This is a genomic window from Povalibacter sp., assembly GCF_036520495.1.
GTDB lineage: Bacteria > Pseudomonadota > Gammaproteobacteria > Steroidobacterales > Steroidobacteraceae > Steroidobacter.
Window position 1 is genome coordinate 36,255 of record NZ_DATDJO010000003.1, and the last position, 12,550, is coordinate 48,804.

At 61.7% G+C, this 12,550-nt stretch carries 10 protein-coding genes; 5 read left to right on the forward strand and 5 right to left on the reverse strand.

Annotated features, from left to right (window positions below):
• The first annotated feature begins 248 nt into the window (after window positions 1–248).
• Window positions 249–3,107, forward strand: coding sequence for an excinuclease ABC subunit UvrA (gene uvrA, locus VIZ63_RS00725; protein ID WP_331607558.1), 2,859 nt, complete (start codon window positions 249–251; stop codon window positions 3,105–3,107).
• An 11-nt stretch (window positions 3,108–3,118) separates the two neighbouring features.
• On the opposite strand, the gene VIZ63_RS00730 is transcribed toward uvrA, so the two are convergent.
• Entirely contained in the window at window positions 3,119–3,619 is a 501-nt protein-coding gene (locus VIZ63_RS00730) for a hypothetical protein (protein WP_331607559.1), read from the reverse strand.
• A gap of 21 nt (window positions 3,620–3,640) precedes the next feature.
• Here VIZ63_RS00730 and VIZ63_RS00735 point away from each other — a divergent pair, with 21 nt between their 5' ends.
• Window positions 3,641–4,327 carry a diphthine--ammonia ligase gene (locus VIZ63_RS00735; RefSeq protein ID WP_331607560.1) on the forward strand — a complete coding sequence of 229 codons (687 nt, stop codon included), beginning with the start codon at window positions 3,641–3,643 and terminating at the stop codon, window positions 4,325–4,327.
• Between the two features lie 11 nt (window positions 4,328–4,338).
• On the opposite strand, the gene VIZ63_RS00740 is transcribed toward VIZ63_RS00735, so the two are convergent.
• Window positions 4,339–4,860 (reverse strand): GNAT family N-acetyltransferase, encoded by a 522-nt coding sequence (locus tag VIZ63_RS00740; protein ID WP_331607561.1) that lies wholly within the window; start codon window positions 4,858–4,860, stop codon window positions 4,339–4,341.
• Window positions 4,861–5,042: 182 nt separating this feature from the next.
• Complete coding sequence (locus VIZ63_RS00745; RefSeq protein ID WP_331607562.1) at window positions 5,043–5,255, reverse strand: hypothetical protein; 213 nt, start codon at window positions 5,253–5,255, stop codon at window positions 5,043–5,045.
• Between the two features lie 281 nt (window positions 5,256–5,536).
• On the opposite strand from VIZ63_RS00745, the gene VIZ63_RS00750 reads away from it, so the two are divergent.
• Both VIZ63_RS00750 and pepQ read left to right on the forward strand, forming a co-directional pair.
• A complete protein-coding gene (locus VIZ63_RS00750) occupies window positions 5,537–6,379 on the forward strand; it encodes a 2-keto-4-pentenoate hydratase (RefSeq protein ID WP_331607563.1) in 843 nt (280 codons plus the stop codon).
• A gap of 53 nt (window positions 6,380–6,432) precedes the next feature.
• Window positions 6,433–7,755, forward strand: coding sequence for a Xaa-Pro dipeptidase (pepQ, locus tag VIZ63_RS00755; RefSeq protein WP_331607564.1), 1,323 nt, complete (start codon window positions 6,433–6,435; stop codon window positions 7,753–7,755).
• 26 nt (window positions 7,756–7,781) lie between these two features.
• Here the strand turns inward: pepQ and mscL are convergent, their stop codons facing one another.
• Entirely contained in the window at window positions 7,782–8,186 is a 405-nt protein-coding gene (gene mscL, locus VIZ63_RS00760; protein WP_331607565.1) for a large-conductance mechanosensitive channel protein MscL, read from the reverse strand.
• Window positions 8,187–8,300: 114 nt separating this feature from the next.
• Entirely contained in the window at window positions 8,301–9,689 is a 1,389-nt protein-coding gene (gene sthA, locus VIZ63_RS00765; protein WP_331607566.1) for a Si-specific NAD(P)(+) transhydrogenase, read from the reverse strand.
• A 325-nt stretch (window positions 9,690–10,014) separates the two neighbouring features.
• On the opposite strand from sthA, the gene VIZ63_RS00770 reads away from it, so the two are divergent.
• Window positions 10,015–12,504, forward strand: a complete 2,490-nt coding sequence (locus VIZ63_RS00770) for a TonB-dependent receptor (RefSeq protein ID WP_331607567.1) — start codon at window positions 10,015–10,017, stop codon at window positions 12,502–12,504.
• The last annotated feature ends 46 nt before the right edge of the window (window positions 12,505–12,550 follow it).

Here is a 12,550-nt window from a genome sequence, read left to right on the forward strand (position 1 = left end):
GACAGATTGGAATGCGCGATTGTAGACGCCACCGCCGGGTGGGAACAGGTTGAATTGGCCGCTCGATCGTAGAAAGGGGCCGCTGAGCACCGGGCTGCTGGCCGGAAGCAAGGGAAGAGCCTTTGCTGCACGGTTGCCGCCGCCCGTATATTGAACGGCTTGGAGCCGGCTCCACATCAGCTCCCTTCGTCCTGTTTTGCCAGAGTCCAGAAGTCCAGAGTCCAGCAGCCCAGAGCCCCCTCACAGTCATGTCCTCGTCGTCCATCGTCATCCGCGGCGCTCGTACGCACAATCTGCGCAATATCGACCTCGAATTGCCGCGAGATCAGCTGATCGTGTTCACGGGCCTGTCGGGATCCGGCAAGTCCTCGCTCGCGTTCGACACCATCTACGCGGAAGGTCAGCGGCGCTATGTCGAGTCGCTGTCGGCGTACGCGCGCCAGTTCCTGTCGATGATGGAAAAGCCCGACGTCGATTCGATCGATGGCCTGTCGCCGGCCATCGCGATCGAGCAGAAATCCACGTCCCACAATCCCCGCTCCACCGTCGGCACGGTGACGGAAATCTACGACCATCTGCGACTGCTGTTCGCGCGGGTCGGCACGCCGCGCTGCCCGGATCATGGCGTCGATCTGGCAGCGCAGACCGTGAGCCAGATGGTCGACCAGGTCCTGCGCCTGCCGGAAGGTACGCCGCTCATGCTGCTCGCGCCGATGATCGACGGACGCAAGGGCGAACACGTGCAGGTGATCGAAACCCTGCGCGGCCAGGGGTTTGTGCGTGCGCGCATCGACGGCAAGGTGGCCGAACTCGATCAGCCGCCCAAGCTGGACAACAAGCGCAAACACACGGTCGAGGCCGTGGTCGACCGGCTCAAGGTCCGCGGCGATATATCGCAGCGACTGGCAGAGTCTTTCGAGACCGCCCTGCGCCTGTCCGATGGCACCGCCCGCGTCGCCTTCATGGACGAGCCCGACCGCGACGATCTGGTCTTTTCCGATCGTTTCGCCTGCACGATCTGCGGCTACAGCCTCGCCGAACTCGAGCCGCGGCTGTTTTCGTTCAACAATCCGGCAGGCGCCTGCCCCACTTGTTCCGGCCTGGGCGTGCAGCAGTTCTTCGATCCGGCGCGCGTCGTGCACCATCCGAATCTGTCGCTCGCGGGCGGCGCGATCCGCGGCTGGGACCGTCGCAATGCTTACTACTTCGCGCTGATCCAGTCGCTGGCGCGGCAGTACAAGTTCGACATCGAAACGCCGTGGAGCGAACTCGCCGCGAAGCATCAGAAGATCGTCCTGAACGGCAGCGGCGACGAGAAGATCGAGTTTCGCTACGTCGATGCACGGGGCGGCACCACCAAGCGCTCGCACAAGTGGGAAGGCGTCATTCCCAATCTGCAACGGCGTTATCGCGAAACCGAATCGATGGCGGTGCGCGAAGAACTCGCGAAGTACCTGAGCAATCAGCCGTGCCCGGACTGCAAGGGCACGCGCCTGAATCGCGCCGCGCGCAACGTGTTCGTTGCCGGACGCGCGTTGCCGGAACTTACGAGCATGGCGGTCGGCGATGCCATGCGCTTCAGCGCCGAGCTCAAGCTCGACGGCTGGCGCGGCGAAGTCGCCGTCAAGATCATCAAGGAAGTCGCCGAGCGTCTGCGCTTCCTGTGCGATGTCGGACTCGATTATCTGACGCTCGACCGCAGCGCCGAGACGCTGTCGGGTGGCGAGGCGCAACGCATCCGACTGGCGAGCCAGATCGGCTCAGGCCTCGTGGGCGTGATGTACATCCTCGATGAGCCATCGATCGGGCTGCATCAACGCGACAATGAACGACTGCTGCTGACCCTCAACCGGCTGCGCGATCTGGGCAACACAGTCATCGTGGTCGAGCATGATGAGGATGCGATTCGTCATGCGGATTTCGTCGTCGATCTGGGTCCCGGCGCCGGCGTTCATGGCGGCGAGGTCATTGCCAAAGGCTCGCCTGCAGAAGTCGCCGCCAATCCCAGATCGCTCACCGGCCAGTATCTGTCAGGCGCGCGCAGCATCGCGATTCCGCCACTGCGAGCGCCGAAACAGGACGATCGATTCCTGCGCATCGTCAATGCGCGCGGCAACAACCTCAAAGGCGTGACGGTCGACATCCCCCTGGGCGTGATGACCTGTGTCACCGGGGTGTCGGGCTCGGGTAAATCCACTCTCATCAACGACACGCTGTACCAGGTCGTGGCGCGCACGTTGAACGACGCATCGAACGACCCGGCGCCGAATGACGGCGTCGAAGGACTGGAGCAGATCGATCGCGTCATCGACATCGACCAGACGCCCATCGGCCGCACGCCGCGCTCGAACCCCGCGACCTACACCGGGTTGTTCACACCGATCAGAGATATTTTTGCGGCAGTGCCCGAGGCCCGCACGCGCGGCTATGAACCGGGACGCTTCAGTTTCAACGTGAAGGGCGGCCGCTGCGAGGCCTGCCAGGGCGACGGTGTCATCAAAGTCGAAATGCACTTCCTGCCGGATATCTACGTCCCCTGCGATGTGTGCAAGGGCAAGCGCTACAACCGCGAAACGCTGGAAGTTCGCTACAAGGGCAAGAACATCAGCGAAGTCCTGGAGATGACCGTCGAGGATGCCCTCGCCTTCTTCAAGCACGTTCCGGTCATCGAACCGAAGCTGCAGACCCTGATGGACGTCGGGCTGTCGTACATTCATCTCGGTCAGAACGCGACGACCCTGTCGGGCGGCGAAGCGCAGCGCGTGAAACTGGCAAAGGAACTGTCCAAACGCGCCACCGGACGCACGCTGTACATTCTCGATGAGCCGACGACAGGCCTGCACTTCTTCGATATCGAGCAGCTGCTGGCCGTGCTGCAGCGACTGCGCGACGAGGGCAATACGATCGTCGTGATCGAACACAATCTCGATGTCATCAAGACCGCGGACTGGATCATCGATCTCGGCCCGGAAGGCGGCTCCGGCGGCGGCGAGATCGTCGCGCAGGGAACGCCGGAACAGATTGCCGCCAACAAGAAATCCCACACAGGCCACTTCCTGCGATCCGTGCTGGAGCAGGCACGACAACGCTCGCGCAAGCGGGCGTAAGCAGCAGCAACTTATTCGATACGTCGCACGCGCAACGCCTGCCCGCCCTTCGCGCGCTTCAGCAGAAAAGACCCCAAACTACCGCGGTGAATGGTGACCTGATCACCGGCTTTGAACCAGAGCGGCGGCAACACCTCTGACACGTACCAGCGCTGACGGTTGTCCAGCGTCAGCGCGAAGTAGCCCTGCGAATTGCGCTGCGCCTCGCTGATCGTCGCGACCAGTGTCTGCGGTGCCGGGTCTTTCTCCGGCTCGCCGGCCTTCTCGCGTTTGAGACGTTCGCTCATACCGAACTCGCTTGCCGCGGCCGCAGGTTCTGCAACAGTCGGCCTGGTGGTACGCCCGGCAGCCGCGTCGTAGCACGCGAGGCGGGCTGTGGGTTCTTCGATCGCGAGACAACTGTCGAGATCCGCCGCCTGCACTGCGCCGGACAGCAGGAGACACAGCAAGGTCGACCGATACACTTGGGCCTTCATCGCGTAGATATCCAGGGTCTGACGAACGCGTATCATGGCTGGCAAAGGATGGTACCCATGACCGATACACTCTCCCATCAGGCGCTCTGTTCGTTCAGCGGCGGCAAGGACTCCTGCCTGGCATTCTGGACCGCCATGCGCCAGGGATACGAGATACGCACGCTCCTGACCATGTTCGACGAATCCGGCGAACGCAGCCGCTCCCACGCCATACCCCTGCCCCTGATCGAGGGCCAGGCGCACTCGCTGGGTTGCGAGCTGATGGTTCGAAAAGCCACGTGGCAGACCTATGAATCCGTGTTCGTCACCGCATTGCGTGAACTGCGGGAGAACGGACATCGCGTCGCCATCTTCGGCGATATCGATCTGCAGGCGCATCGCGATTGGGAAGAGAAGGTCTGCGCCGCCGCCGACGTGCGCGCGGTACTACCGCTCTGGCAGAAAGATCGGCGGCAACTCGCCGACGAAGTGCTGGCGGCCGGCTTCCGCGCCACCGTGGTGTGCACCGATTCGCGGTATCTCAGCGACGAGTATTGCGGACAGCCATACGACGCCGATTTCATCGCCAGCCTGCCGGCTGGCGTCGACGCCTGTGGCGAGAACGGCGAATTCCATACGTTCGTGTACGACGGGCCGTGCTTCCGGCACCCGGTCCAGCATCGCATCGATGCATTCGAGGACTACACCGCGCCTGCGGAATACGGCGGCGTGCGCTATCGATTCGCGCGTCTCACTACGGGCTGACGCTGAACTCTTCAGCGTCGTTGCACGAAGTCTTGCGAACTGAATACCTGACGCACCTCGCCGTGCGTGACGGATTCGCGGAAACGACCGGCCGTCAGGTGATTGACGATCGAACGCCAGAATGCGACTGCTGGCTTGTTATAGAGAAACTCGGTGATCTCCCAGCTGCCGGAGAATCGCGCGAAGATCAGCTTCGCCGCGTCGCGTCCGACCCCGAGTCGGCGCTGCGCGGGCGACACGAAAAACTCGGCCATGCGGTAGTCGATGGATTCGCGCTGATTCCGCAGGGGACGGCTCACCAATGCGAAGCCGGCGGGGCGATCGTTCTGCAGCAGGATGAGAGGATGGGAACTGTCGTCGGCAAACCAGCGAGCCATCAGCTCCTGTTCCCGCTCGCCATATTCACCCCGAACCGGGAACATGCCCGTGTTCATGCTCTGTTGCGAGAGATCCTCGAGATACTCGGGATAGTTCCGCTGAATCCATTTGCGGTCTGCTTCCGTGTTCTTGGCATCACGAATACTGACTGGCACTTGATGTAAACGGCGCGTCCTGTGCCGCCTCTGCTGCGAATGTCGATGGAGGCCGTATTGTCTTCCTGACGACTGCCGCGATCCAGCGTGGATCGATACGGATGTGAAGTAGTCGGCAGGAAAGGTTTCGTTGGCGGGCCACGTGGCCGGGCAGGCACCAGGTGCCGGCCCGGCCACTCAACTCAATTACTGAGCAGGAGTCGCGGCATCCTTGGCAGCTTCGCCAGCGGCCTGAGCTGCATCGCCAGCAGCGGCAGCAGCGTCGCCAGCAGCAGCAGCGGCATCGCCGGCAGCTTCAGCAGCGGTATCGCCAGCAGCGCCAGCAGCAGCAGCAGCGGCATCGCCAGCAGCAGCGGCAGCGTCACCGGCAGCTTCGCCGGCAGCCTGTGCAGCATCGCCAGCAGCAGCAGCGGCGTCCTGAGCCTCGTCCTTCTTCGCGCAGGCGGCCAGCGACAGGGACAGCGCGAGAGCAGCAAGAATCATCTTTGTGTTCATATGATCTATCACCCCAGTGATTGCGTAGATGTGATTGCGAGTAGATAACTTCCACGGCAGTCGGGAGATAAGACTCTCTCGTCGATTGCAGCGGAGCGGATTCTAGAATGTTTCACCGGTGTTTGAAATGTTCTCACCGTCGACGTCGCGAACAGAAGACATCACAAAGGAACGCGCAAACATGCTGAATCACAGATCCGCAATTGCGGTCACGATTGCTCTGTACGCATGTATGACGCTGTCTGCGTGCATTTCTCCGCAGCAACGCGTGGTGACAGAGGTCATCGAAGCAAGTCGTCGCAGCGACGCGCTGCCGCTGCCGCATCTCATTGACGAAACATTGACAATTGCAGAGGCATATCGCGTTCAGAAGCGCGTCGCTCTCGCACAGCTTCGCGGTGCGCAACCCGGAGGCTTCAAAGCCGGACTGACCTCGGCACAATCGCAAGCACGCTTTCGCACCGATGCTCCTGTTGCGGGAGTCCTGCCACGCGATGGTCTGCTGCCTGCGGATGCAACGCTACGACTGAGTGAGCTGCGCGGCTTGAATATCGAAACCGAAATCGCGATGCGCATTGGCACGCCCATCCGCTCACGCATCCCCGATGCGAACGAATTGCGAAAGCACATCGATGGCATCGCACCCGCCATCGAACTGCCCAACCTTCACTTCGTCGCACTCGATCAGGCAGACGCCATGGACATCATCGCCACCAACGTCGGCGCCGCGGCCTACATCGTCGGCGACTTCGTCTCGCCCGCGACGCGCGACCCCAACGAACCGACGCCGCGCCTTGCGTGTAACGGCAATGAAATCAATAAAGGCCATGCTCGCGACGCCTTGGGCGATCAGTGGGAAGCCGCACGCTTTCTCGTGAATACCATGCTGGAACAGGGTTGGGCCCTGGAGCCGGGCCAGATTCTGCTGACAGGCGCGCTCGGACGAATGATCCCCGCCAGCGTCGGAGACTGCAGCGCCGACTACGGCAATTGGGGCACAATCACCTTCCACATTGTGCAGTAGTCGGGCAGCGGGTTCGTTCTCGCGTGCCGTCGCTTTCAGAGAGAGTGACCCCCATGGCAACCCTCGACAGCCTTTACGACGACCATCTGCGAATCCTGCGTCAGCGCACCGACGAAGCACTCGCCGCCTGCGGCTTCGATTCGCTCGCCATTCACTCGGGCCGGCTGTGGATGCAGTTTCTCGACGACCAGCCGTACCCGTTCAAGGTCAACCCGCATTTCAAGTCGTGGGCGCCCCTGACCGATACGCCGGACTGCTGGATTCTGTACGAGCCGGGCAAACCGCTGCGCCTGCTGTTCCTGCAGCCCAACGACTACTGGCACAAGACACCGCAAATGCCGAGCGAATACTGGGCTGCTCGTTTTCATATCGAAGTCATGCGTGAGGCGTCCGAAGCCCGTCCGCATCTCATGCGGTTGCCAAACTGCGCGCTGATCGGCGAGTGGCAGGCGGAATATTCGGAATGGGGGTTTGCGGCCGGCAATCCCAATGGGCTGCTGGATCGGCTGCACTATCACCGCGCCAGTAAGACGCCTTACGAACTCGAGTGCATGCGATTGGCATCCGTCCGCGGCGCACGCGGACACAAGGCTGCCGAGGCTGCGTTTCGCGCCGGCGCATCGGAACTCGGCATTCATGTCGAGTATCTGCGCGCGACACAGCACAGCGAAGCAGAACTGCCCTACCCCAACATAATCGCGCTGAATGAACACGCCGCGGTCCTGCACTACCAGTATCAGGAAAGACAGCCCCCTGCCTCGCTGCGCTCATTCCTGATCGACGCCGGCGGCGAAGTGGCTGGCTATGCAAGCGACATCACACGCACCTACTCGTCGCAGCACGATGAGTTCCAGACACTGATCGCTGGCATGGAACGGTTGCAGCTCGAGTTGTGCAACGAGGTACGTGCAGGCGTGGACTACGCCAACATCCATCTGAGCGCGCATCGGCGCATCGCGAGCCTGCTGCGCGACTCCGACATCATCAGCGCCGACGCCGATGAGGCGGTGGCATCGGGTCTGTCAGGGGTGTTCTTTCCGCACGGCATCGGTCATCTGCTGGGCCTGCAGGTGCACGACGTCTCGGGCTTCACCGTCAATATCGACGGCAAGCAGAAAGCGCGCCCGCCGGGCCATCCCTACCTGCGGCTCACCCGCACGCTGGAGCCCGGTTTCGTGGTGACCATCGAACCGGGCCTGTATTTCATCGACTCCTTGCTCGCCGCAGCGCGGCAGGCACCGTATGCCGGCAGCATCAACTGGAAGCGGGTTGAGCGCTTCAAGCCCTACGGCGGGATTCGCATCGAAGACAACGTGGCGTGTACGAGTGGCGTACCGGAGAATCTGACCCGGTCGGCGTTCAGTCGGATCGACTGAACGCGGCCTTGGTCATGCCCGCGACTTCAGCGTTTTTCTTTCAGCAGATCGCGGATCTCTTCCAGCAGCACTTCCTGGCGCGGCGGCGGCGGCGGCACGGCAGGAGCAGCCTCTTCTTTGCGACGCACCCGATTGATGAGCTTGATGATGAGGAAGATCGCAAACGCCACGATCGTGAAATCGAACACCGTCTGCAGGAAGGCGCCGTAGCGGATCGTCACGGCTTCCGCGCTTTCAGTGATCGCCGGTAACGTCACGGCCAGATCGGTGAAATCCACACCACCAATCACATACCCCAGCGGCGGCGTCACCACGTCGCTCACCAACGAGCTGACGATCTTGCCGAACGCGGCGCCGATGATGATACCGACGGCCATGTCGACGACATTGCCCTTGACGGCGAACTCACGGAATTCTTTTATGACACTCATGCGGACCTCTCCCCGGCGCCGATCGAAAAAATTGGCGACACTCTGTAGCACGCCACCGTGTCCTTCGCCAATACGGACAAGGGCGACCTCCGCAACCGCAGTCGACTTCCCGTATCAGGTGAGCCTGTTCAGCCCGTTGTACGCGGCGACCCGATAAGCCTCCGCCATGGTCGGATAGTTGAATGTAGTGTTGGTGAAATAGCGGATGTTGTTGAGCTCGGGGCTGGCCATGACGGTCTGGCCGATATGGACGATCTCGGACGCGCCGTCGCCGAAGCAGTGCACGCCAAGGACGGCGAGCGATTCGGCATGGAAAATGATCTTGAGCACCCCCACGCGCTCATCGGTCATCTGCGCGCGCGCCAGATTCTTGAACGCGCAATGCCCGACTTCATAAGGGACTTTGCCTTCCTGCAGTTCGCGCTCGTTTTTGCCGATCGAAGAGATCTCCGGAATCGTGTAAATGCCGCTCGGCACCATGTCGAGCCGATGCTCGGGAACGGCCGGATCGAGAATGTGCTGAACCGCATGCGAACCCTGGACATACGCCGCGCTCGCCAGCGCGGGCGGACCGGCAATATCTCCGACCGCATAGATATGCGGCACCGCGGTCTGGTAGTGCCCATTGACGGCAATCTGTCCGCGCGAATTGGCAGTCAGACCAATTCGGTCGAGCTGCAGACCCTGCGAATTTCCCGTGCGACCGTTGGCCCACAGCAGCAGATCGGACTTGATCTTGCGCCCCGATTCCAGATGCAGCACCACATCCCTTTCGCGCGCCTCGAGCGTCTTGAACTGTTCGTTGTGTCGAATGACACAGCCCTGCTCGCGCAGATGGTAGGACAGCGCCTCGGCAATCTCGTCGTCGAGAAACGACAGGAGCCGCTCCTGTGTATTGACCAGCGTGACCTTGACACCGAGGTTGATGAAGATCGATGCGTACTCGCAGCCGATCACTCCGGCACCGTAGATCGTGACGGCGAACGGATTATCGGGATAGCGCAGGATCGAATCACTGTCGCGGATGTGGCGGTGCGTGAAATCGACTTCCGGCGGGTGATACGGCCGGGAACCTGCAGCGATGATGATGTGCCGCCCGGAAATTCTTTGCGACTTGCCGACGGTAGGTTGAATCTCGATGACATGATCGTCGATGAACGTCGCTTCGCCGCCGAAGATCGGCACGCGGTTGCGTTCATAGAATCGATGGCGGCTCGCGACCTGTGAGTCCACGACCTTGGTCGCCGTCGCCAGCAACTGCGGATAGGTCAGCGGGGTGTCCGCATGGAATTCCCGCAGCAGTGGATTGCGGCGCAGGTCATGGAGAATTTTCACCGCGTGCCGCAGCGCCTTGCTGGGAATCGTTCCCCAATGAGTGCAGCCGCCGCCCACCTCGAAATGGCGCTCGACCAACGCCACCGTCCGATGATTTTTTGCAGCCATCATCGCGGCTCCCTCGCCGGCCGGACCGCTCCCTACGACGACAACATCGAACTCTTGCATGGGCGACTGTTTACCTTGAGACGACGAAATACGGCGCCTGCTGCACGAACTCAGCAGACACGACGAAAGGCGGAACTGTATCGCATCGCAGAAGGTGCGGCGCTCAGGGAGGGTACTCAGCGTGAAAAATTCTGCGCTGCAAAATCGCCTACCCGCTTCAGCGCATCGAGGCAGCCACAATCACGTTGCTTTCTCGCTAAATGCCTTCCGCTTGCCAGCTATAGCCAGTACCCTTCACGCCACGGTACGGGCGCACTGCTATGTAACCACCGGCCCGTCACGCGGAACCAAAAAACTTCGGCCACGGATCAAGCTAGGGGGATTCATGTCTATAAGAAGCGTCACTCTGCGTTGGGCGATCGTTGCTGCACTCGCCTTGTCTGCTGCCACCACACTGCCCGCATCTGGCCAGGAAACCAGCAGCGGCGGAGCCCGCAACATCGAGACCATCATCGTCACCGCGCAGAAGCGCGAACAGAACCTGCAGGACGTGCCGATCTCCGTGACTGCGGTTTCCGAACAGCTACTCAAGGACACGGGCGTCAAGGACATCAAGGATCTCACCATTCTGACCCCCGGCCTGCTGGTGACGTCAACCTCCAACGAGTCGGTAACCACGGCCCGCATCCGTGGCATAGGCACCGTGGGTGACAACGCCGGCCTCGAATCCTCTGTCGGCGTCGTGATCGACGGCGTGTACCGCCCGCGCAATGGTGTCGGATTCGGTGACCTCGGCGAACTCGAGCGCATCGAAGTGCTGAAAGGGCCGCAGGGCACCCTCTTCGGCAAGAATACCTCGGCGGGCGTCATCAACGTCGTCACGAAGAATCCTTCGTTCACCTTCGGCTCCGATATCGAACTGACTGCGGGCAACTTCGGGGCGATGGAAGCGGCCGCATCGGTCACCGGTCCGCTGAGCGAGACCATAGCCGGCCGGCTGTACGCGGCGGCGCGTGAACGCGATGGTTTCATGGACGTCGATGTCGGTCCCGGACCGCGCACCCAACGCGAGGACGGTGATCGCAGTTTCTACACCGTGCGCGGACAACTGCTGTTCAAGCCGAGTGACTCCCTGGATATCCGCGTTGTCGGCGACTACACCGAACGCGATGAGAACTGTTGCGCGGCGCCGCAAGCAGTGCTCACGCCCGTCGCCGGCGTGCTGGCCGTGCTGAACGCCCTGCAGCCCGGCTCCGTTACGAATCCCGCCGACCCATTCGGCCGGCTCGCGCATTCGAACCGCGGCACAGCACAGGAAGTGACCGACGAGGGCGCTTCCATGGAAATCAACTGGGATCTGAAGGCGCTGGGAGGCGCGACGCTGACGTCGGTTACGGGCTGGCGCGACTGGGAAACCATCAATGGCCAGGACGCAGACTTCACGACCGTCGACATCCTGTATCGCGATCCTAACGGTGACTTTGCCAACGCGTTCGAGCAACTGAGCGAGGAGTTGCGGCTCGCCGGCGAGACCGAACGCCTGAGCTGGTTGGTGGGCGCGTTCTACGCAAGCGAAGATCTCGACTCACACAACCAATTGATCCTCGGCAACCAGTTCCGGGCCTACTACAACGCGCTGCTGCAGGGCGCGCTCTCCTCGCTGCCAGCAAACGCCTGGCCGGGTGGCCTGGGGACGCGCGATATCTATGAACAGGACTCCACCAGCTGGGCCCTTTTCACCAACAACACTCTTCGCTTCACCGACGCCCTCGAGCTGACCGTCGGTCTGCGCTACACGGACGAATCCAAGGATCTGGATACGCGCTATTTCAACGAACATGGCGGCGTCGGCTGCTCGATCATTCGCGGCATCCCGGCCTTCGTCGGCAACCCCTCGGCTGCCACGATCTTCGGCCTCGGGTGCTCGACTTTCGCCGACCCGATCTACAACAACGTGGCCACGTCGCAATCCATCGATGAGAGCGAATGGAGCGGCACCGCCAAACTGGCATACCGCTTCACCGACGAAGTCATGGCATACGCCTCCTATGCCCGCGGCTACAAGGCCAGCGGTTTCAACCTCGACCGCGAACGCATGGGCAGTGCGGCGATCGCGCCGACGAATCCCGCACAACCCTTCTGCCCAGAGGCCGGCGTTGCGCCCAACGCCCCTGCCTGCGTCGATATCAACACCCGCTTCGACAAGGAACTCGTCGACTCGTATGAGTTGGGCCTGAAGACACAATGGGCAGACAACACCATATTGCTGAACATTGCCGGCTTCTATCAGGACTACACGGACTTCCAGCTCAATACGTTCACCGGTGTCCAGTTCGTTGTCACGTCCCTGCCCAAGGTGAACTCGCAGGGTGTGGATCTGGACATCGTGTGGTACACGCCGCTGGAGCAGTTGAGCATCCAGGGCGGTGTCACGTACGCGGACACGCAGATCGAGGATTTCGGCGCGGCGGCCGGCTTCTTCCGCCCCGAGCGCGAAAACGACAGGTTGTCCTTCGCGCCGGAATGGTCGGGTAGCCTGTCGGCAACTTTCGAACAGCCCATCGGCAGCAGCCTGCTGTTCCGTGCCAACGTCGGCGGGAAGTTCATGTCCGAGTACAACACCGGCTCGAATCTGGATCCGCGCAAGAATCAGGACGGCTATTCGCTCGTCAACGCGCGTATCGGTCTCGGCTCGGCCAGCGAGAGCTGGATGATAGAAGCATGGGCACAGAACCTGACTGACGAGGAGTACTACCAGGTCGCATTCGATGGGACGCTGCAAGGTTCATCAGCGGGCGCGGTGCCGACCAGCACGATTGACGCGTTCCTCGGCGCACCGCGCACTTATGGCCTGACAGCACGGTTCAAGTTCTGAAGCCGTCAGCCACTCAGAAGTACTCCATCAAAAAAAAACAGGTGCA

What these genes read in the sequence shown, in the direction of transcription:
- uvrA (WP_331607558.1), top strand. Translation starts at nt 249, where the DNA reads ATGTCCTCGTCGTCCATCGTCATCCGCGGCGCTCGTACGCACAATCTG.
- VIZ63_RS00730 (WP_331607559.1), bottom strand. Translation starts at nt 3,619, where the DNA reads ATGATACGCGTTCGTCAGACCCTGGATATCTACGCGATGAAGGCCCAA.
- VIZ63_RS00735 (WP_331607560.1), top strand. Translation starts at nt 3,641, where the DNA reads ATGACCGATACACTCTCCCATCAGGCGCTCTGTTCGTTCAGCGGCGGC.
- VIZ63_RS00745 (WP_331607562.1), bottom strand. Translation starts at nt 5,255, where the DNA reads ATGCTGCACAGGCTGCCGGCGAAGCTGCCGGTGACGCTGCCGCTGCTG.
- VIZ63_RS00750 (WP_331607563.1), top strand. Translation starts at nt 5,537, where the DNA reads ATGCTGAATCACAGATCCGCAATTGCGGTCACGATTGCTCTGTACGCA.
- pepQ (WP_331607564.1), top strand. Translation starts at nt 6,433, where the DNA reads ATGGCAACCCTCGACAGCCTTTACGACGACCATCTGCGAATCCTGCGT.
- mscL (WP_331607565.1), bottom strand. Translation starts at nt 8,186, where the DNA reads ATGAGTGTCATAAAAGAATTCCGTGAGTTCGCCGTCAAGGGCAATGTC.
- sthA (WP_331607566.1), bottom strand. Translation starts at nt 9,689, where the DNA reads ATGCAAGAGTTCGATGTTGTCGTCGTAGGGAGCGGTCCGGCCGGCGAG.
- VIZ63_RS00770 (WP_331607567.1), top strand. Translation starts at nt 10,015, where the DNA reads ATGTCTATAAGAAGCGTCACTCTGCGTTGGGCGATCGTTGCTGCACTC.